The following is an 18,990-nucleotide window of genomic DNA, read 5'->3' on the forward strand; positions in this document are numbered from 1 at the left end:
AGGCTAATGCCACCATGCTGGAAACACTGACGCGCCCCAAGCGCGTGCAGACTACGTCAACGGGCACCGCATCGAAAGCTACCGAGCAGTCACGCAGAGAAGGCTGCGCTTCATGCTTTCAGATACAGTGGGCGTGCGCATGAACCCGCTCGCATTGAGGTCCAATTCGTGGCATTACCCGAGGCATCGCCGATCCTGTCGCCTGCAGACGGTCGCTGGCAAGGCGACCTCTGGCTGGCAGCCGATCATTGCCTGATCACGGGGGTTCTCGGCCAGACGCGCCGCCACGCTCATTACGCCCATCAATTGCTGATCGCCCGCGCCGGCGTCGTCGAGGTCTGGGTGCAAGGTGAGATCATGCGCGGGCCTGCGCTGCTTATCGAATCGGGTCAGGAGCACGCGATCCTCAAAGCCGATCAGGCAGCGATCAGCCTGTTCGCCGAACCCCTGGCCTTCAAAGTGCCAGCTTTGCAGGAGATTTGTCGCTTCGCCATTGCGAGCCCAGACGCTCTGGTCGAGCTGCTGCGCGAACTGCCTCGACGTCAGTTGCATCCGCGACTGTGCAAAGCCGTGGTGCGTATTCGTTCGATCGACGCGGCGACCCTGTCGGCGTCCATGCTGGCCAGCGAGGCGGCATTGTCTATCAGTCAGCTGGAGCGCCTGTTTACCGGACAGTTGGGCCTGTCGGTGCGTCGCCTTGTGTTGTGGCAGCGGCTGCGCCTGGCGCTGCAGTTGGCGCTCGAAGGGTGCAACCTGACCCAGGCGGCGGCCACCGCCGGCTTTGCCGACTCCGCTCATTTATCCCGGTGTGTACGCCAGCAGTTCGGAGTTCGAGCAGATCAGATGTTACGCAACCTGCGCCTGCGGGTGCTTGTCTAACGCCTCACGCAATGGCTCGGGCAGCGCAGGTGGGGGGACGATCTTCTGCTGGCGGACAAAGGGCTGGCGTAGTTGTGTAAACCACCCCACGGGGTAGTCGGGGCAGTCGCCGATGCCAACATCATTGTCAGCCAGTCGATAGCGCGGCAGGTGCAACGCGGTGCCAAGCAGGCGATCCCACGCGGGGAAAAACAGCGCGAAGTTCACGTCCCCGTGCGTGCCGTACTTCAAATGATGCAAACGATGAACAGGTGCCCAGGCGAATACGTAGCGAAGCACGCCGATGCGCATGTCGACATTGCTGTGCTGTAAAAGCAACTCAATGGAAATACTGAACGCCAGCAGCGCTGCCACCGGCTGCGGCAGCCCGCACATCAGCAACGGCAACGTACCGCCCAGCGTTTCGAGCAATTGGTGCACGGGATGCTTCATCAGACCGTTGAATCCATACAGCCGGGTCACGCTGTGATGGACGGCATGCAATCGCCATAACAGCGGCCAACGGTGGCTGGCGTAATGCACCAGGGTGATGCCCATGTCTGCCACCGTCACGGCCAGCAGCAATTGCAGCGCCAATGGCCAGGCGGCAGGCCACAGCCCGGCATCGGGAAATATCATAGCGATCAGCGGAATCGCGGCCACGGCGGTCACGTTCAGTGTTTCATTTACGCCGGCATGCACAACGTCGCGAGCATCATCGCCGTGGCTTCTGTTCCACTGCTCACGATAAGGCCAGCGACGCTCGCACAGGGTCGACACGCCAATTGCCATCAGCAGTAACGGTAACAGCCAAGCGGGGCTCCACCCCTCAGCGACCGCCAGCAGTGCCACGCCAATAAAGCCAAAGAAAAAAACCGGTCCGTACACACTGCGCATCTCAAGGCTCCATTTTGGTTGAGCCACAAGTGTCGGACAGGGGCGGTCACCAGCGCTTGAATAAACCGCGCATCCTGGCGGTCGCGGTTGGCACAGCAGTTGCGGCAGCCCGGACCCGGTGCTGGCCCGTTTTATCACCGAAAACTCAAGTGTCTGCCGCTCTGGCCTTCATCGCCGCACGCTGGCGAAACGCGCTGACCTTGGCAATCGTGCCGCACGCGCGGCCTTGTGGTCCGCCCTTGGTCATGCCGCACCAGCGCTTGTTGCCGCTGCGGGTGTGGTCATAAAAGGCCCACTGGCAGTCGCCGCAGGTCTTGAGCCGCGAGAAGTGCCCAGCCGCGATGGCGTTGGCGACGATAGCCAGGATATGCCCGGCGTAGGTTCCCTGCGTCGACTCCAGCTGCAAGCGCATCACTCCATCGTTGGGCTGCACCCTGGCTTGCAGAGGGACCCCGCCGAATACTGCATTGAGCGCTTCAGGGTGCTGGGCGTGATCAGCACAGGCTTGGCGCAATGCCAGGCGCAGGGTTGAAAGCATGTCCAGGTTGTCAGCGGGCTGGCGTGGGTAGAGGGATAACTCGCGGGCCCACGCGTGCGCGTCTTTCACCAGCATCGGCAGAACGTCTGTCTCGACCCGCGTCTGGTTGGGGATCGACCAGGTGTTGATAAACCGCCGAACCTCTTCCAGATCGCCCGGCGCGACCTGATTGTGCTGTTGCATCGCAACCCCCGTTGCAAAAGAGCGAAATTTAAGTAACCATCAAACTAACATTGCTGGTTACGGTGCTGCAACATGACCATGGAAACCGCTGTTGTTCGACGCGAATGGCCCGGCGCCGTCCAGCGCTTGCTGTGGATGCAAGGGCTGATGAATGCTTCGCACTTTATGACGGTTCCGCTGCTGGCTTTTTACATGTCCTCGCACCTGCATTTCGGTGCGCCAGCGCTTGCCTCGGTGATGTCGGCCAACCTGTTGTGCGCACAAATGTTGCCGGTCGCTGCCGGGGCGATTGCAGACCGAATGGGCTCCAGACGACTGATCACCCTTGGATTGCTCTTGCGCGGTGCAGGCTTTTTAGGGTTTTGCGCGTTCGACAGCGTAGTGGCCTGGACGGTGTCAGCGATGTTCGCCGGTACGGGCGTGGCCTGTTATGAGGGCGGTGTCTATGCGCAGTTGGGCAGGCAACCCAGAGCCCGTTTGAGCCGAGTGTTCGCGGCCAATAATCAAATGCTGAACCTCGGTGCCGCGGTGGGCCCGATCCTCGGGGGATTGGCCGCCATGCTCGACGTGCGCATGGCCTTCGCGGCAAGTGCGGTGGTGTTCACAACGCTGGGTGTTATCACCCTTTGGTCGCGCATCGACACCAATCCCTCACACGCACGACAGCCTTTGTTGCAAGGTCTGAAGACTGCCGTCACGCATCGTGGCTTGCTGCGCTTGATTTTGGTGGCGCTGCCATGGTTTTTCCTGTTTCCCCAACTCTACGTCGCGTTCCCGGTTTACGCAGCCAAGCTGGCAGGGCCGTATGGCGCCTCGGCGGTGTACGTGGTCAACGGAGTGGTGGGGCTGCTCTTCCTCTCGCTGATGAAGCGCTGGTTGGTCAGCACACAGGCTCAAGCACTGGTAAAAGGGGCCTATCTGGCGGCGAGCATGGCCTTTGCCAGCGTCTGCATCGTCACAGGGGTCGCCGGGTTCCTGTTGTTTATCGTGGTGTACACAGTGATCGAAACCATTCTGTTACCCACGTTCGAAACCCTGACGGCCACGCTGGCGCCGCAGGGGTGTCAGGGCGCGTTTTTGGGTGCCTTCAGCGCAGCGGGCGCGCTGGGCGGCGGGGCGGGCTATTACGTGGGAAGCTGGCTGATCCTCAACCGCAGCAGCGCCGAGACCTGGCTGACGTTTGGCGCCGTAGGTCTGCTCGGCGTGTTGCTGTCGCTGGTATTGCTGCGTGGGCTGGCTGTTCCGCCAGCGCCTCGGTGAGCCAGCCGGCAGGCCTTTTGCTTATAATCCGCGCTTTTGCCCTCAGGAGTTCCCCATGCGCAGCGTAGTGCTGGCCTTATCCCTGCTCGGCGCGGCAAGCGCTTTTGCTGCCGCCGATGACGATGACCCTTGCCAGCAAGGCAGCGCCATGGCCATTTCGATGTGCAACGCGCCGAAGTGGGAAGCGGCCGAAAAGCAGTTGCAGGGTAGCTACGACAAGGTGATCGCCCAGCTTAAAAGCGACTCGCCGCAACGGGTCAAGGACATGATCGCCTCGCAACGCACTTGGGTTCATTTTCGTGAACAGTACTGCAGCGTCTATGGCCGTTCGAGGGTAGAGGGCAACAGCTGGACGTCTGTGTGGACCAGCGAGTGCCTGGCGGCCGAGGCCCTGAGTCGGGCGAAGTCGCTGCAGGACATGCTTGACCCTGGCTAAGCCGATGCAGCAGGCGCGTTGCGTGCTTGCTGCTTTGACACCGGCTTTGCTGGCTGAACTTGAGCGCGCTCACGCCGGCGCATTTGAACCATCAAACCCCGAAAGGGAAGGACTAACGACTGGCCATCCCCTGCGTAGGCTGCCCTGTGCAAGCCGCAGATGTGCACAGGGCGGTGATCGCTAAGACAGCAGCGTCAGTTAACGGCCGTACATGAGCGCCTGCACCTTGGCCTGTGCCTGTTGCGAAGCCTGGCCTTGTGCGTTCAGGTCTTGCAGCAACGCGTTCAGCTCCGCCTGCACTTTTGGGTCCTTGACCGTGATCACTGCGCCGTTGATATCGATCTGCGACGTGTGCGCTGTCGCGTAATCGGCGGCTTTCAGTGCGCTGTCCAGCGTCTTGTTGACTTGCGGCAGCACTTCCAGAAGGGTGTTGGTAGTGGTCGTGATAGTCCTGTCATAGGCCTTGTCATACACCACTTTCAAGTCTTCCGGTTGCTTGAGCTGAGCGTGCGCGCTATCGGCCTTGGCCTGACGCTGCTTCAACTGCACGCCCATCTCGGTGATGCTGCTTTGCACTGCTTTGATGTCGTCGCGGCGTGTAATCACATCGTTCAACGAATGAATGCTCGCCTTCTGAATCATGCCACCCATGGGTTTGACGACTGCATCCATATCGCTGTTGAAGTCAGCGATCACCGCGTAGTGAGTGGTGTACTCACCAAACGCCTTCGACTCATCAGGCGTCAGCTTGGGCACGTGGACGCCCGGTTTGTCGATGATGCGGGTCTGCAGGAACTGCGAGAAGGCAGCGCGTTGTTCAGGTTCTTTATCACCGCAGGCGATGAGGGCAAGGGGCAGGGCCAGGGCAAGCAGCCAGTGAGCGCGAAACGAGACTTGCATGTCTGTGGATCTCCTAAAGCAAAGAGGACGCCCCTGTCAGAAAAGGCCTCAACGGGGGAGCGCAAGCTTAACGGTTCTCATCTGCAGAGCCAAACGGCTTCGACTGACCATCGTGGCCTGTCTCCGGCTATTAAAGTGCGTGAATATATATGAGTTAAAAAGCAGGCTAATACGACGTGGTGCATGGGGACGGGCAGGTGTTCGCCAGTTTAACGAGCAACACATCAACCAACGATGTTGATGTCAGTGCTGCCCGGTTGCCTGATGATGCACTTGTCACTCACTTTTATTCCCATCGGCAACGACGGCGAAGGAATGTAAGAAAGTGACAGATAAGTGCATGCAGACGACACAGATTTACAGTGTCCGGTTTTTGTAGATGCCTGCTTGTCCAGATATAAATTGTTGATTTCAAATAGAAAGATAGGAGAAGTGTGGAATGCTACCATTGAGATATCGCTGTAGGGGTTGCAGTTTAATTAAATAAAATGTTTTATGTGCTCCTGTCGGCTCGCTTCAAAAAGGGGGCGTGATTAATGCCTAAACACCAACTATGTTTAAAGCGTTTAAATACAAAAGCCATTAACTTTGCATTCAGTTTGGCGTCTTGAATGACGAGTAATTGAAAGGTGCATGCGGAGCAGTCCATGACGTTGAACGATCGTTAGGGATCGGGTGAAGGGTCGCCAGCGGACCCCGCGTCAAGCATTCGGACCTTCAGGACGGCGCCCCAACACAAAAACTTTCCGCTCACGACAACTCGATAAACTAAGGACGCAACCATATGGACAGGATCGGTCTGATTGGCGGTGTCGGTTGGATGTCGACGATGGAGTATTACCGCCGACTCAATCTCATCGCACAAGCGGCAGGTCACCACGGTTCAGCGAAGCTCGTCATGTACAGCATGAACTTCGGCGACATACTGAAGGTTCAGCAGAACAATGACCAAGAGGGCGAGTTTCAGATACTGCTCCGTGCCGCGCTGGAGCTGGAGCGCTCAGGGGCGACGAAAATCCTCATCTGCTCGAACACCGCCACGGATACCTGTGACCGACTTGCAACCCATATCGCCATTCCCACCATCAACATCATTGATGCCACGGTGGCCGCTGCGAAGCGCTCCGGGTTCAAAAGGTTCGGCCTGTTAGGCACACAGGAGGTGATGGAGCGGGGCTTTTACGTCGAGCGCTTCGACAGGGAAGGGCTGCAAATCATCCTGCCGCGGCCGGCGTACCGTGAAGCCGTTCAGGATGCGTTTTACGATGATGCATGCCTGTACAACTTTCCCGAAAAGGCCACCAAGGCAGTCCGAGCCGCGATAGACGACCTGATTGTGCAGGACATCGATGCCGTCATTTTAGGAGGCACCGAATTGCCGCTGACGGCTGATCGAATGTCCCCGTCGCCTGGCATCGAATTGATCGACTCGATTGACGTTCACATCGCTGCGGCGCTGCAAACGGACGCCTCAATCCACGCACTCGGGGCGTAAGCGTTATCACTCATTCCGCTGTTTTATTGAAGGAGGCATCCCATTGACCGCCCCGTTCCTTATTACAGCCAGTGGGAATCCCGGCACTTGGTGGCAGATTTATCCCGGGGCGCAAAGCTCGTGGGACGACCCGCGCTGAGCCGATTCCGCTGCGTCCTCCCTTGAGGGATATGCACGCTGGGCCCGCCATAGCTGCGGCATGGCAGGTTCACCCCAATCGCAAAGCCTGCACTGCCAGCTTCCACCAGGGCCTACGCGCATTAACGCTGCTGTCATCCCCGCGAAACTCATCCAGCGCCACCACTCGCGGCATGTCCCGCAAGCGAATCCACGCCTCACTGCGCCAATGCAACATGCTCACCGACAACCCCGGCCACTGCAGAAAACTCAAACACGGACTGCCCGCACCCGGCGCCACACACTCATCCCGCAGGCACGGCACCACCTCATTGGTAAGCCACTGCCGCAGCTCGCGGTTCTCGGCGTGATAGTGATGCACCAGCATCGCGTACACCCCCGACTCGCTAACCATCAGCTCGGTCTCGCCACCGACTCCAGTTGCCAGCGTCAGCGTACGGCGTTGGTCCAGGTCAAGTTTGCGAGTGGTGCGTTCGTTCAAAGGCCAGCCCATGAGGCGACCCATTTCGCGGGCGCAGAACCAGACTTGGGATTCGAGGAGAAGGGCGCGCAGGGGGCGGTTGTTGCGGTGGAAGGTGGCGGTTGTGACGGCTTCTGGCATTGTTACTGACCTCTACATCATTTAGCTCTTCAGAGCTAAGGCGTCGGGAGTTAAGAAACCTCCAATGCAGAAAAGGCCGGACTTATTCCCCTTGCGGGTCTTGTATTCGTCCACTCCCGACATAGCAGAGTTTTTACGACGCGCAGCCAAGGGCCGCAGGCGTGAAAAGCCACATTCTATCGGGAGCGGGCAGGCCGCTGCACTGAGTCTCACTTGAGCGTTTCTTAGGCGCGGAGGCAGGGTAGGGGGCAAGCAAAGACGCGTCTGTAGGCCATTTCCGAAAATGCACTTTCAACTGAGGTTTAGTCCTCTCGGACCAGTCGCTCGACACGCTCATAGAAGCAAGCCGTGAATGCCTGCTTGTCATTGGAGTGGTGACAGCGGCGATGACAATTCGGGCAAAGAGCTACGGCGTTGCTTGGACGATCAGAACCGCCATCGGCCAGATGCTTAACGTGATGAACCTCAAGGAAAGGCCGGTCGTTCATTTCGAAGGGAGCAGGTTGACCGCAACCCTCACAGACACCGTTAGCTTGTTTGCGAACCCAAGCTCTGACTTCTGGATCACGCAGGAAGGCCTTACCAGCGGCTGACGATAGTTGGGGCTTCAAAATGCCTTTGGGGGGCTGCGCCAGTACTTGTTTTTCGAGCTTGCCTGCTCGCTTTTCCAAAGTGATTTCGTCGGCGGTAGGTTCGAAGTCTTCCGACGTCGGCATGGCAATGAGGTTTAGCGCGTCTCGAATTTTCCGCGCCACGTTGGCCCCAACGTTCTTGGCAGGTTTGTATCCGTTAATCCAGGGCCGATTCATCTCCAAGAGAACCGTTGAGATGTTTTGCATACGAAACTCGACAGACCCTTCTGTGCGGGCAGCTAGAACGCCCGCACGCAACTGACGATTTTCATGAGCCTTGTTCATCCGTTGTCCGCCTTGCTCGCGGTTCAGCATGTCGAGGTAGGTATCGACTGCCGCTTGAATCTCAACGTCGCTCCAATCGCTGCTGCGTTTATCCGTATCCATGCCATCGCCGAAGGTTAAAAACCTTCAAACGATACTGATTGCCATCCCCACTGTCTAGGAATAATCCTACAAATGGAGGTGATCGTTCCCACGCTCCGCGTGGGAAAGCAGCCTCTGACGCTCCGCGTCAGCTAATACCAGCGCTGAATCTCAAGCAGTCCCGGCTGCCCTTGATAATCACGAGCACTCGAATATCTCCAATGCTCACCAAGATCGACATAGCCTCGTTTTACTGGGTTGTGATGAATATAATTAAGCTTTTGTCGCAGCACGCTCTCGCTATAGACCAGTTCTGCGTGTACGCCTTCCTGCCAGACTTGGTAAATCCGGTCGAGCTTATGAGCGCGTTTTGCGAAGCGCAGTCGCTCAAGCGTGCTTTCTGCTCGCGTTTGTTCAAGGTGGTTGATGATTTTTCGTGCCGTAAAAGACTTGAAGCTTGCGACGGATTTCGCGAGGTTGGGGGATTGGGCTAGATAATGCAGATGGTTTTCTAAAACTACATAGCCGAAAAGCTTCAAGCCCTGATTGGCTTGTTGAAAACGCCAGGTATTCAAAACGATGTCGACAAGAGCCGGGCGGGTGAACAGAGGGAGCCATTCAACGATGGTGCAGGTTAGGAAGTGAGGTTTCTCGGGTTCAGTGATGGTGTAGCGACTTCGGGCCATGGATCTTTCCTGAGTCTTAAGCGGGCACGGAGTTTTAAAGCCTAGGCAAAGTCATTGGATGATGTGAAGGTTCTGGTGTTTCTAAGTCTTTCGGATCGGTACACATGGTACTCGAGCTAGCTGACGACGCAGAGCGTCAAACCTGATTACGAGTGGTGGCTGCTTGATCACCTGTACATTAAGCCGAACGCACAGGGGGCGGGGATTGGTTCGGTTGTCCTTCGTCACATCTTTATGGAGGCGGATGTTGCGGCCATGACATTACGGGTGGGTGCCCTCAGGGAAGCGCTTCAAATCGTTTTTATACGCGGCATGGTTTTCAGTTCGTCGAAAGTAGCGAATTCGACAATTACTATGTTCGCAGCCCTCAGGACATTCTCACGCAACTGAAGAGAAAAATTACTTCCTGATCCCGACGTCAAGGTTAATGGCTCACGCCCATTTAGGGGAATTCTGAAAAAGACTTCCTGATTTGGCAAAATCCCCGAACACCAATCGCCGAGCTTTTCGATGATGAAGCAAATGACCTTCGCCGATGCCGAGTACGCCGGTAAGCGCAAGCAGACCCGCAAGGAACTGCTCTTGATCGAGATGGATCGAGTCGTCCCCTGGAAGGGTTTGATTGCCCTGATCGGACCTCATTAACCTAAGGGCGAAGGGGGTCGTCCAGCCTATCTGTTGATGGCGATGCTGCGGGGTCATCTGATGCAGAGCTGGTTCGACTACAGCGATCCGGCGATGGAAGAGTCTCTCTACGAAACTACGATTTTACGCCAGTTTGCCGGTCTGAGCCTGGAGCGAATCCCGGATGAAACCACCATCCTCAACTTCCGGCGCTTGCTGGAAAAACATGAGTTGGCCGCCGGAATTTTAGGCGTGATAAATGGCTGCCTGGGCGACCGTGGTTCGTCACTGCGACAAGGCACCGCTGGTGACGCAGAGCGTCAGTGGTTTCATTCCCACGCGGAGCGTGGGAACAATCATCAAATGCCTTGTATCTTTTTTATAGCGTCTGAAATCGTCTTCGAAGGATAAAGGTGACCTTCAACTCCGTTAGAACTCGATTTGTTTCTTACTCGGATACCCTGCTCGATACACAGCTTGGTGCACATAGCCCAAAGATGCTGATGTTCAATCTCGATACAATTGATTTGGCAGTACTCAGAGATGCTTTTAAAATCTTCGTGTTCAATTTGTGGCGAAATTTCTTCAATTTTCTTATTTATTTCATGCAGTTGACGGTCTGTGCTTTCAAATTTCAATTTTGTCTCATGCGCTAATTTCTCGCGCTCTTCAATCTCGCGGATGAGGAGATTAGTATTCTGAGCAAGCGCATGAGCTAGAGACATGATGTCCGAGCTATTTTGTTTTTGGGGCGGTGGATAGGTACCATGTTTATGGATAGATGGGAGCACCTCATGAAACAGCCAGCGCTGGAACCTTTTACTGGCTGGCGTGCTGTCCCTTGAAATAAGTCTGAATAAACCTGGCTGGGTAATGAAAACTTCTTGCCGGGGGGAATTGGATTTGTCATCAGGTACCGAGAAATGCTCGTACTCATCAACATCTAAAACTTGTTGCTGAGCCTTGAGCAGGGCGCCTAGTCCGGTTTTTATTCTATTATTTATAGTGGTATTAGATTTGGCCAACATCAGTACTACATCTTCCAAAGAGACGTACAGCGTCTCTTCTCTATAGAATGTCCTGATTTTTGAAGTTTCTTCGCCGGCCTGGTACTCAAGTAATATTGGTGTGTTCACGAAATACTCCTTAAAAAAACCCCGCTTGCGCAGGGTTTTGGTTTATATCCTTTTTGTCGTGACCGAGTTATAGCATGGCGTTAAGCCATGTTCAATCCCAGCTCAAAGCCCCACCCGTCTGATACTCAATAACCCTGGTCTCAAAGAAGTTCTTCTCCTTCTTCAAGTCCATGATCTCGCTCATCCATGGGAACGGGTTGGTGGTGCCTGGGTACTCTTCTTTCAGACCAATCTGGCTCAAACGACGGTTAGCGATGAACTTGAGGTAGTCCTCCATCATCGCTGCGTTCATGCCCAGTACGCCGCGAGGCATGGTGTCGCGGGCGTATTCGATTTCCAGCTGGGTGCCTTGCAGGATCATTTGCGAGGCTTCTTCCTTCAGTTCGGCGTCCCACAGGTGTGGGTTTTCGATTTTGATCTGGTTGATCACGTCGATGCCGAAGTTCAGGTGCATGGATTCGTCGCGCAGGATGTATTGGAACTGTTCTGCGACGCCGGTCATTTTGTTGCGGCGACCCATGGAGAGGATCTGGGTGAAGCCGCAATAGAAGAAGATGCCTTCCAGAACGCAGTAGTAGGCGATCAGGTTGCGCAGCAGTTCTTTGTCGGTCTCGACGGTGCCGGTGTTGAATTCCGGGTCGGAGATGGCGCGGGTGTATTTGAGGCCCCAGGCTGCCTTTTTCGCGACCGATGGAATCTCGTGGTACATGTTGAAGATTTCGCCTTCATCCATGCCCAGTGATTCGATGCAGTATTGGTAGGCGTGGGTGTGGATCGCTTCCTCGAAGGCCTGGCGCAGGATGTACTGGCGGCATTCCGGGTTGGTGATCAGGCGATACACGGCCAGCGCGAGGTTGTTGGCGACCAGGGAGTCGGCGGTGGAGAAGAAGCCCAGGTTGCGCATGACGATGCGGCGTTCGTCGTCGGTCAGGCCTTCCGGGTTACGCCAGACGGCGATGTCGGCGGTCATGTTGACTTCTTGCGGCATCCAGTGGTTTGCGCAGCCGTCGAGGTACTTCTGCCAGGCCCAGTCGTACTTGAATGGCACAAGTTGGTTGAGGTCGGCGCGGCAGTTGATCATGCGCTTTTCGTCGACGGCCACGCGGGCAGCGGAGCCTTCGAGCTCAGCCAGACCTTCGGCGATGTCGAGCTTGTTCAGTGCAGCCTTGGCACGGGCCACAGCAGCGGAGTCGTTGGCATTGGCAGCGCGTGCTTCCAGTGCGGCGGCACCACCGGCGCTGTCGAGTTTGTCCATGGCCGCTTCGGAAGCGTGGCCGGCGTTGGCACCTTTGGCGGGTTCAGCGGCGTCTTCTTTGTCGAATTCGTCCCAGCTCAGCATGGTGATGAGGCTCCTGCGTGAGGACCGCCTGTTGGCGATCGGTTGGATTTAAAAAGTCAGTGCTGATGTGTGTTAACACTCAGGCAATACGGCGGTAGAGAGCAGGCTCTCTGAAGTCTTTATTCGGGAGTTACGTGAGGGTCGCGTTTACGGTCGCGAATCGCTGCACGTGAGGGAAACACTTCGCTGACACCGCGGATGCGTGGGGGCCGATGGTCTTGATTCGGCTTTGGCTGCGCAGGTGGTCATGTCGTGGTCCTTGATTAGGGGGGCGCAAGTATACGGAAATTTGCCCCGTGCGTGTGCCCTGCGACCGATCTATCGATCATTTTCGGCACCGTTCAACAGGTTTGAATGGCGGGCCGAATTTGTTTTGACGCGGCAGCGATAAATTGAATGTGAATCGCCTATGTAGTGTTCGGTGGCGTCAGGAAGCACACGATATAGGTGTCAGGGGCGAGGATGCAACCGGGTATTTCTACATCTGCTGCAGGTCGTGACGTAGCTCAACGTTCTACGAATACGCAAGACGCTGAGCACGCCGGCGAAGAAGCCCGGCTGCCGTGGCGCAGAGTAAGTGGAGGCAATCGGGCACTGTTCGATTTGGCTGATTGCTAGCCTGACAGACGGCGTTTTCTCGGGCCATGTCGGGAGAGGGGCAGGGGCGATTGGCGATCTCTTAACCTGTTGCTATTTGAGCTGGGTCGTTATGATCACTGGCAAAGGGATGTAGTATCTCTCCTATAGGTGGCTAAGAACTTGCGCTCAGCTCAGTGCCAAGTGGGCGCTAGGATGGGGCTGATGAGAGCACTAATTTAGGCGACCTGTACGTGTATTCTTCCGGACCGCCCCGTCAGTTCGTTGCCTTAGCTTTTAAGGCCATGCGAAAGGATTATAGGTATTTGCAGGCTGTTGGCGTTCTTAAATTGCCAACGATTAGAAGAGAGGGAATTGCCCGTTGCATATTATGGAGCACGCCCTGGTCTATTGATGTAGCATTTCCAGATAGGAATGGGCGGACAGTGAGGGAATACGAATGACTAACTTTTTAACGCCTCCTACCTCGGCTAGCCTGCAATGCAATCGTAGGCAGTCTGGATTGCTGGGGGGGGGGCCAGCAGGGGGTCGCAGGCGGGTCTGCCATGGATTTTTACATGCAGCCTGGCCGCTTCGCCGGCCAATACCCTACCGACGACTACACAGCTGCTGTTTATCTGGTTCATCAGCTGTCATCTAGCGATGAGCAAATGACTCCTGATGAGTTCAGAAGCGCTGCTCTGCTGCTGCGCGAACTCCTTCAGAAAATGAAATCCGCCACAAATGTATCAGTGGAAGCGCTGCAAACCCTCCAACAGGCCGCCCAAAATATTCCGGGAATTGGCCCGCTGATGTTCTCGCAGAGCAACTTGCCTGGGACCGTTGCGACCGCCGCAGGCGGTGTTATGGCAGCGGCCAAGGCCAAGAAGGTCACAGACCTCCTGGATTTGACTACCGAGCAAAAAGCGAAGCTTCACGCGTGGGCCAATAGTCGGGGTACCCCTGGCGCGCAGTCGGCTGGTAAAACATTTAAAGGCAGCATAAAAATTATTGCCAAGGAAGGTCAGTTATTTTTTGAAGTGCCTGTGACCGCCGTTGCGAAGCATTACAAGATCTTAGGTGCGGTCGGGCCAACTGCTGCTCATATTCCTGTGGGCAATACCAAAGCGGCGTTGAATCAGTTCGCCCATCTGCATGCGAATGGCGCTACCGGTGCGCTGAAATTTATGGGAGGGAATACTGTCGGTGCTGCTCTGGCTATAGGTCCGCAAGCCTATCTGGATTATTCAAGCTCGACGACGGGTACAGAATTTTATAACAAGTCTGTTTACACCCAGCCCACTAACATCGTATCGGCTGCTGCGGGCGTCGGCTCTGGTTATGCCTTGGCGGGAGCTACCGCTATGCTTGCAATTCCTGCAGCGCCCTTGGTTGTCGTCGTGGCCGTTGGATTCCTCGCAGGTCTGGCAATGCAGTGGGCAATGGTTGAGTTCGGGGTTGATAAGAAGATTGGGAACGCATTAAGGATTGAGAGCCAGCAATGATTGATTCAGATAATCTCAAAAAATTTACTTGGTTTTTATTTGTATTTCTTGTTTTCTTGTTAGCCTTTGGTCCTTCGGGCTTTAAATATTTCTGGCCCGCATTTGTTGTCGTGTTGTTATCTGCGCTAATGTGGACCTTCTATCTTGTCTATGCATGTGAAAGGTTTGCCGTATATATAACTTCAATAACAATTATGGTTGTAGGTGTCTTTTCTTTAATGGCCTGTACCGCAGCTTATTTGGTTGCTTCTAGGTTCTGGGGGAAGACAAGTATTGCTGCCCTCATGATATGGCCTGTTCCAATGGGTATCGCATCTTTGACGTATTGGGTCTTGGCCAATGGCAAACCCTCATTTCATCCATTCGAATATGATGGAATCAAGGTCCAGCCACGTCCGCAAAAAAAGCAAAAAATATCGACAGCGTATAGCCCTCTTTTGGTGGCAGGAGCGACCACCTTGGCGGCAAGTATGTTTACCAAAACAGTCGGCTCGCTCACTACCGGAATGGTCGCCATGTTTGGACTGACGACTTTCTCCATGACGGTTTTATTCTACGCACGCCACATAATCAGAGGCCTTCGTACCCTTCGCATCCAAGAAAAGACCATGCCCACCCCCTACACCTTCATGCAAATCGACGAAATTCGTGAAGCTCGCAGTCGTTGGTGGTTCAGTAAGTTGTTTAAGTGGGTTGCGTCTTGGCGCAAGTCTCCGGGTGCTTGATTTTTGACGATCACTACTAGCAGGCTGCTCAAGCCTGATGACGTATTACTGGTTAAGGAGTAGTAGAAGCGATGGATCTTTCCTCACTATTTACGGCGCAGAACAGGCGCCTGTTCAAGCTCACCATGGCCCTAAAAGGCGGCCAGGAGCTGTTGCTTGAATCCTTTGCCCATTGAGTGGTCGCGTTTTTACGCCAGCGACCTGACTGTCAACAGCGTACTGGGCCAAGGCTGGGTGCTACCCTGGGAGCAAAGTCTGCGCCGGAGCGGTAGCTTCGTCTACCTCCGCGACAATCAGGGGCGTAGCGTACCGTTTGTCGATGTCGAGCCGGGGGAGCGTATTTACAACCCCTACGAACAGCTCTATCTGATTCGTACCCAGGGTGGCCACTACCTGCTACAGACCCTGGACAACATCTTCTTCTACTTCGGCGAAGTCCCGGAGGGCAACTCTGCAGTACCTCTGCAGCGTATTGAAAACGCACTTGGCCACTACCTGCATTTCACGCGCACCCCCGAAGGCACGCTTACTGACATCAGCGCCCCGGGTGGCGTACGTGTGCACCTGCACTACGACCACCCGCTGGGCCGCCTGACCGACGTCAAACGCGTTGTTGATAATCTGGCCGTCGAAACCCTCGTGCAGTACCGCTACGACGCTAATGGTCAACTTAGCGAAGTGATCAACCGCAATGGCGATTCGATGCGGCGTTTTAGCTACGCCGATGGAGTGATGGCCACCCACAGCAACGCACTCGGTCTGAGCTGCAGCTACCGCTGGGAGACCGTCGACGGCCAGCCTCGCGTAGTCGAGCACTGGACCAGCGACGGCGAACATTTCCATTTCCGTTATGACTTCAAAAAACGCACCTCATGGGCCACCGATGTATTGGGGCGCGAACTGGAAGTGCACTACAACGAAGACCGCCGCGTCATCGCCAGCCGTGACTACGGCGGGGAACACTACAGCATCGACCTTGACGAAGCGGGCAACATGACCGGCATCGTCCTGCCCGATGGCAACCGCCTTGCTTTCAAATACGACGACTTCTCCCGACTGATTGCAGAAACCGATCCGCTGGGTCGGAACGTCACCTACAAGCACCACCTCGGCACCACCCTGATCACCGAGACAAGCTTTCCCGACGGCAGCGTCTGGAAAGCCCGCTACGACGATAAGGGCAACCTCATCGCCGAAACCGATGCCCTTGGCCACAAAACCGAATACCTCAACAGCGATGACGGCCTGCCGCACACCATCATCGACGCGACGCACAAATCCAAATACCTGTGGTGGAACAGTCTGGCCCAGGTGGAGCGCTTTCAGGATTGCTCCGGCAAAAGCACCTACTACAGCTACGACGACCGCCAGCATCTCGTTGCTGTCACCGACGCCCTCAACCAGACCACGAAACTTGAGCGCAAACCCGATGGCGAAGTGCTGCGCATTGATCATCCGGATGGCACTGCTGAGTCCTTTACCTACAACGCCCTTGGCCAAGTTCTGACCCACACCGATGGCAAAGGCCAGACCACGCGTCTGCTGCGCACCGCACGCGGCCTTCCGAGCAGCCGCCAGGATGCCAAAGGCCAGCACATTCGTTACGAATACGACAATGCGATCCGCCTGACCGCACTGGTCAACGAAAACAACGCCGCCTACCAGTTTGTCTACGACGCCTCTGATCGCGTGATCGAAGAAAAGCGCATCGACAACCTGACCCGCCGTTTCAGCTACAACCTCGGCGGCCATCTGACCCGCGTCGACGAAACCGGCTACGGAGACCGCGCCGAACGACCACAGCGCAGCACCGAATTTGAGCGCGACACGATTGGCCGTCTACTGGCCAAACTCAACGACGATGCACGTCAGGAGTACACCTATGACGAAGGCGACCGGCTGCTGAGCATTCACCGTCTGCCGACGAACACCGGTAAAAACCTCGGCGTCAGCGAAGAAACTCTCAAGTTTGAATACGACCTCCTGGGCCGTCTGGTCAAAGAGACCACACCCCAAGGCGCCTTGGACTACGAATACGATCCGCTGAGCAACCTCACCACGCTGACCCTGCCCACAGGTCAACACCTCAACCACCTCTACTACGGCAGCGGCCACCTGCACCAACTCAACCTCGACGGACTGCTCATCAGCGACATGGAACACGATGACCTGCACCGCGAGATCTTCCGCACTCAGGGCAAACTCACCAGTTGCTTCGGCTACGACGCCATGGGCCGCAAGAGCTGGCAGTTCGCCTCCGAATTACCGGGCGAAAAGCTCTCGCAGATCCATAACCCCGGCGACAACAGCCTGCTGGTGGATCACGCCTACAACCCGATCCACCGACGCTATGAATACGATCCAGCTGGCGAACTGACCCGCACCCTCGACAAGCTGCGCGGCGAAATCAAGTACGAATACGAAGCCAACGGCCAACTGCACAGCCGCGACACCGGAAAACTGGTCGACAGTGAAGAGTTCAGGTACGACGCGGCAGCCAACCGGCTGAACTTCAACACAAGCCAGTTTGATCATGTCAAAGACAACCGCCTTAAGCGCTGGCGCGATCAGGAGTATGCCTACGATGCATGGGGCAACCTCATCGAGAAGCGCGTTGGCCTGAGCAAACTGCAGACGTTTAGCTACGACTGTGAAAACAGGCTGGTCAGAGCCGAAACACTGGTCAATGGCAAGCGACACAGCATCGGCACCTATCGCTACGACAGTCTGGGCAGGCGCATTGCCAAAACATCAGAAATAAATGGCCAGGCCGAACACAAAAACTTCCTCTGGCAAGGCTTGCGGCTGCTACGCGAGGAAAGCCCACAACAAAGTAGCCTCTACATTTACGAACCCGGCAGCTACGCGCCGCTAGCCCGAGTCGACCAACAGGAAGACGAGGCAGAGCACAAGCTCTACTACTTCCACACCGACCAGATCGGCACACCGCTGGAAATGACAGACACTGAGGGCAGCATCGTCTGGCAGGCCACGTACAAGGCGTGGGGCGAGGTTGAAACGCTCACAGTCAGCGACGTCGAACAGAATCTGCGGTTCCAGGGGCAGTATTTCGACGACGAGACGGGGCTTCACTACAACACGTTTCGGTACTACGATCCTGGGGTGGGACGGTTTATTACGCAGGATCCAATTGGGTTGCTGGGTGGCAACAACTTGTATTCTTACGTCCCAAATCCAAATACTTGGGTCGACCCATTAGGGTGGGAGTGCGAGTTATACCGAGGCGTAAGCGCCAACCATCCTGAAATTGCTAATGCAAGAAATGGAATTGCCAAACCTGGTAATGTTGAGAGTAACATTTCACCAGAGACACACAACCTTGGCGGCGTCTCTCATGATAGCCCTTTTACATCTTGGACCCGAGATCCTAAGGTCGCCAAATGGTGGGCAGAAAAAGACGGGCCGGGAGGCGTCGTCCTAGGGACTCCAACTGGCGCCCCCAAACCTGGTAACACCTGGGCGTGGAAGTTTTCTCCAGATGCTTATGGTGAATCAGAAGTACTATTGCAAGGGAATCGCTCTGGACTTAAGGTGTTTGATCCAAATGAACTCTAAAGATTTACTGGAAAAAGTTGATTTTGAAGAATTTATAAAGACTGGCAATATCGACTGTCAAACGGCCATAGTACTGAAAAAGGTAAAACTTCCCAAGGGTCGATTTCCTCTTCCTCCGGGGGTTAATAGCTATAGTGATCAGGAAAAAGACTCAATGCAGTCAATTATAAAGTTTCGCGCCGAGAACTTGACGGCGCAGGGACGTATTCTTAATGGCTCAGATATATGTTTGCAATCGCTAAGTGACACGGTTAGCATTGATCGTCGATCTTGGGTGACATTAAAAGTTGAAGATTACTTATTGATATTTATAATCAACTCAAAGACTTTTGATATTGATGGGTGCATGTCTTTAAAAATTACCAGCGATGCTTAGGGGTATTGTTATAGTTTCAAAGATCTTCGATTATGATACACGCTGAATATACCTTTGCAGGTCATCCAATGCATAGAATAGTATCCAGCTTGGGCGCGAAGTAGCAACAACTAGGGAACGCGAAAGGAGCGTAGCAAAGCCTA

15 protein-coding genes and 3 pseudogenes are annotated in these 18,990 nt (G+C 55.3%); 10 read left to right on the forward strand and 8 right to left on the reverse strand.

Annotated elements, in window-relative coordinates:
• Positions 1 to 168: 168 nt before the first annotated feature.
• A complete protein-coding gene (locus EC915_RS07745) occupies positions 169 to 879 on the forward strand; it encodes an AraC family transcriptional regulator (protein WP_256658678.1) in 711 nt (236 codons plus the stop codon).
• Here the strand turns inward: EC915_RS07745 and EC915_RS07750 are convergent.
• Together EC915_RS07750 and EC915_RS07755 are read right to left on the reverse strand one after the other, a co-directional pair.
• Positions 847 to 1,755 (reverse strand): sterol desaturase family protein, encoded by a 909-nt coding sequence (locus tag EC915_RS07750; protein ID WP_133749943.1) that lies wholly within the window; start codon positions 1,753 to 1,755, stop codon positions 847 to 849. The genes EC915_RS07745 and EC915_RS07750 overlap by 33 nt on opposite strands.
• 145 nt (positions 1,756 to 1,900) lie before the next feature.
• Entirely contained in the window at positions 1,901 to 2,476 is a 576-nt protein-coding gene (locus EC915_RS07755) for a CGNR zinc finger domain-containing protein (protein ID WP_133749944.1), read from the reverse strand.
• 72 nt (positions 2,477 to 2,548) lie between these two features.
• On the opposite strand from EC915_RS07755, the gene EC915_RS07760 reads away from it, so the two are divergent.
• Together EC915_RS07760 and EC915_RS07765 are read left to right on the forward strand one after the other, a co-directional pair.
• Complete coding sequence (locus EC915_RS07760; protein ID WP_133749945.1) at positions 2,549 to 3,736, forward strand: MFS transporter; 1,188 nt, start codon at positions 2,549 to 2,551, stop codon at positions 3,734 to 3,736.
• A gap of 55 nt (positions 3,737 to 3,791) precedes the next feature.
• On the forward strand, positions 3,792 to 4,172 hold the full coding sequence (locus EC915_RS07765; RefSeq protein ID WP_133749946.1) for a lysozyme inhibitor LprI family protein: 381 nt from the start codon (positions 3,792 to 3,794) through the stop codon (positions 4,170 to 4,172).
• 198 nt (positions 4,173 to 4,370) lie between these two features.
• Here EC915_RS07765 and EC915_RS07770 read toward each other — a convergent pair whose 3' ends face one another.
• Positions 4,371 to 5,072, reverse strand: coding sequence for a DUF3053 domain-containing protein (locus EC915_RS07770; RefSeq protein ID WP_133749947.1), 702 nt, complete (start codon positions 5,070 to 5,072; stop codon positions 4,371 to 4,373).
• Between the two features lie 784 nt (positions 5,073 to 5,856).
• Here EC915_RS07770 and EC915_RS07775 point away from each other — a divergent pair.
• Positions 5,857 to 6,567, forward strand: a complete 711-nt coding sequence (locus EC915_RS07775) for an aspartate/glutamate racemase family protein (protein WP_133749948.1) — start codon at positions 5,857 to 5,859, stop codon at positions 6,565 to 6,567.
• Between the two features lie 208 nt (positions 6,568 to 6,775).
• Here the strand turns inward: EC915_RS07775 and EC915_RS07780 are convergent, their stop codons facing one another.
• From EC915_RS07780 to EC915_RS07790, 3 genes are all read right to left on the reverse strand, one after another.
• Entirely contained in the window at positions 6,776 to 7,306 is a 531-nt protein-coding gene (locus EC915_RS07780) for a Bro-N domain-containing protein (RefSeq protein ID WP_133749949.1), read from the reverse strand.
• 302 nt (positions 7,307 to 7,608) lie between these two features.
• Positions 7,609 to 8,325 carry an HNH endonuclease gene (locus EC915_RS07785; protein WP_133749950.1) on the reverse strand — a complete coding sequence of 239 codons (717 nt, stop codon included), beginning with the start codon at positions 8,323 to 8,325 and terminating at the stop codon, positions 7,609 to 7,611.
• Between the two features lie 131 nt (positions 8,326 to 8,456).
• A complete protein-coding gene (locus tag EC915_RS07790; RefSeq protein ID WP_133749951.1) occupies positions 8,457 to 8,990 on the reverse strand; it encodes a transposase in 534 nt (177 codons plus the stop codon).
• Between the two features lie 159 nt (positions 8,991 to 9,149).
• Between EC915_RS07790 and EC915_RS25180 the strand changes: the two are divergent.
• A pseudogene (locus tag EC915_RS25180) lies at positions 9,150 to 9,400 on the forward strand (GNAT family N-acetyltransferase); the annotation flags it as partial.
• 103 nt (positions 9,401 to 9,503) lie between these two features.
• Positions 9,504 to 9,929 (forward strand): annotated as a pseudogene (locus tag EC915_RS07805) (transposase); the annotation flags it as partial.
• Positions 9,930 to 9,973: 44 nt separating this feature from the next.
• On the opposite strand, the gene EC915_RS07810 reads toward EC915_RS07805, so the two are convergent.
• Together EC915_RS07810 and EC915_RS07815 are read right to left on the reverse strand one after the other, a co-directional pair.
• On the reverse strand, positions 9,974 to 10,750 hold the full coding sequence (locus EC915_RS07810; protein WP_166650941.1) for a BRO family protein: 777 nt from the start codon (positions 10,748 to 10,750) through the stop codon (positions 9,974 to 9,976).
• A 91-nt stretch (positions 10,751 to 10,841) separates the two neighbouring features.
• On the reverse strand, positions 10,842 to 12,089 hold the full coding sequence (locus EC915_RS07815; RefSeq protein WP_062379979.1) for a ribonucleotide-diphosphate reductase subunit beta: 1,248 nt from the start codon (positions 12,087 to 12,089) through the stop codon (positions 10,842 to 10,844).
• 1,142 nt (positions 12,090 to 13,231) lie between these two features.
• Here EC915_RS07815 and EC915_RS07820 point away from each other — a divergent pair.
• The 4 genes and pseudogenes from EC915_RS07820 to EC915_RS07835 all read left to right on the forward strand — a co-directional run bounded on the left by EC915_RS07820 (position 13,232) and on the right by EC915_RS07835 (position 18,847).
• Positions 13,232 to 14,170: a hypothetical protein gene (locus EC915_RS07820; RefSeq protein ID WP_256658679.1), complete on the forward strand. Its 939-nt coding sequence runs from the start codon at positions 13,232 to 13,234 to the stop codon at positions 14,168 to 14,170.
• Positions 14,167 to 14,895 (forward strand): hypothetical protein, encoded by a 729-nt coding sequence (locus EC915_RS07825; RefSeq protein WP_133749954.1) that lies wholly within the window; start codon positions 14,167 to 14,169, stop codon positions 14,893 to 14,895. The genes EC915_RS07820 and EC915_RS07825 overlap by 4 nt, the downstream gene beginning before the upstream one ends.
• A gap of 165 nt (positions 14,896 to 15,060) precedes the next feature.
• Positions 15,061 to 18,471 (forward strand): annotated as a pseudogene (locus EC915_RS07830) (RHS repeat-associated core domain-containing protein); the annotation flags it as partial.
• Positions 18,461 to 18,847, forward strand: coding sequence for a hypothetical protein (locus EC915_RS07835; protein ID WP_133749955.1), 387 nt, complete (start codon positions 18,461 to 18,463; stop codon positions 18,845 to 18,847). The pseudogene EC915_RS07830 and the gene EC915_RS07835, both read left to right, overlap by 11 nt.
• The last annotated feature ends 143 nt before the right edge of the window (positions 18,848 to 18,990 follow it).

The sequence above is a fragment of the Pseudomonas sp. LP_7_YM genome (assembly GCF_004364435.1).
Taxonomy (GTDB): Bacteria; Pseudomonadota; Gammaproteobacteria; order Pseudomonadales; family Pseudomonadaceae; genus Aquipseudomonas.

Coding starts and splice junctions, on each gene's coding strand:
- EC915_RS07750 (WP_133749943.1), bottom strand. CDS start 1,755: ATGCGCAGTGTGTACGGACCGGTTTTTTTCTTTGGCTTTATTGGCGTG.
- EC915_RS07755 (WP_133749944.1), bottom strand. CDS start 2,476: ATGCAACAGCACAATCAGGTCGCGCCGGGCGATCTGGAAGAGGTTCGG.
- EC915_RS07760 (WP_133749945.1), top strand. CDS start 2,549: ATGACCATGGAAACCGCTGTTGTTCGACGCGAATGGCCCGGCGCCGTC.
- EC915_RS07765 (WP_133749946.1), top strand. CDS start 3,792: ATGCGCAGCGTAGTGCTGGCCTTATCCCTGCTCGGCGCGGCAAGCGCT.
- EC915_RS07770 (WP_133749947.1), bottom strand. CDS start 5,072: ATGCAAGTCTCGTTTCGCGCTCACTGGCTGCTTGCCCTGGCCCTGCCC.
- EC915_RS07775 (WP_133749948.1), top strand. CDS start 5,857: ATGGACAGGATCGGTCTGATTGGCGGTGTCGGTTGGATGTCGACGATG.
- EC915_RS07780 (WP_133749949.1), bottom strand. CDS start 7,306: ATGCCAGAAGCCGTCACAACCGCCACCTTCCACCGCAACAACCGCCCC.
- EC915_RS07785 (WP_133749950.1), bottom strand. CDS start 8,325: ATGGATACGGATAAACGCAGCAGCGATTGGAGCGACGTTGAGATTCAA.
- EC915_RS07790 (WP_133749951.1), bottom strand. CDS start 8,990: ATGGCCCGAAGTCGCTACACCATCACTGAACCCGAGAAACCTCACTTC.
- EC915_RS07815 (WP_062379979.1), bottom strand. CDS start 12,089: ATGCTGAGCTGGGACGAATTCGACAAAGAAGACGCCGCTGAACCCGCC.
- EC915_RS07820 (WP_256658679.1), top strand. CDS start 13,232: ATGGATTTTTACATGCAGCCTGGCCGCTTCGCCGGCCAATACCCTACC.
- EC915_RS07825 (WP_133749954.1), top strand. CDS start 14,167: ATGATTGATTCAGATAATCTCAAAAAATTTACTTGGTTTTTATTTGTA.
- EC915_RS07835 (WP_133749955.1), top strand. CDS start 18,461: ATGAACTCTAAAGATTTACTGGAAAAAGTTGATTTTGAAGAATTTATA.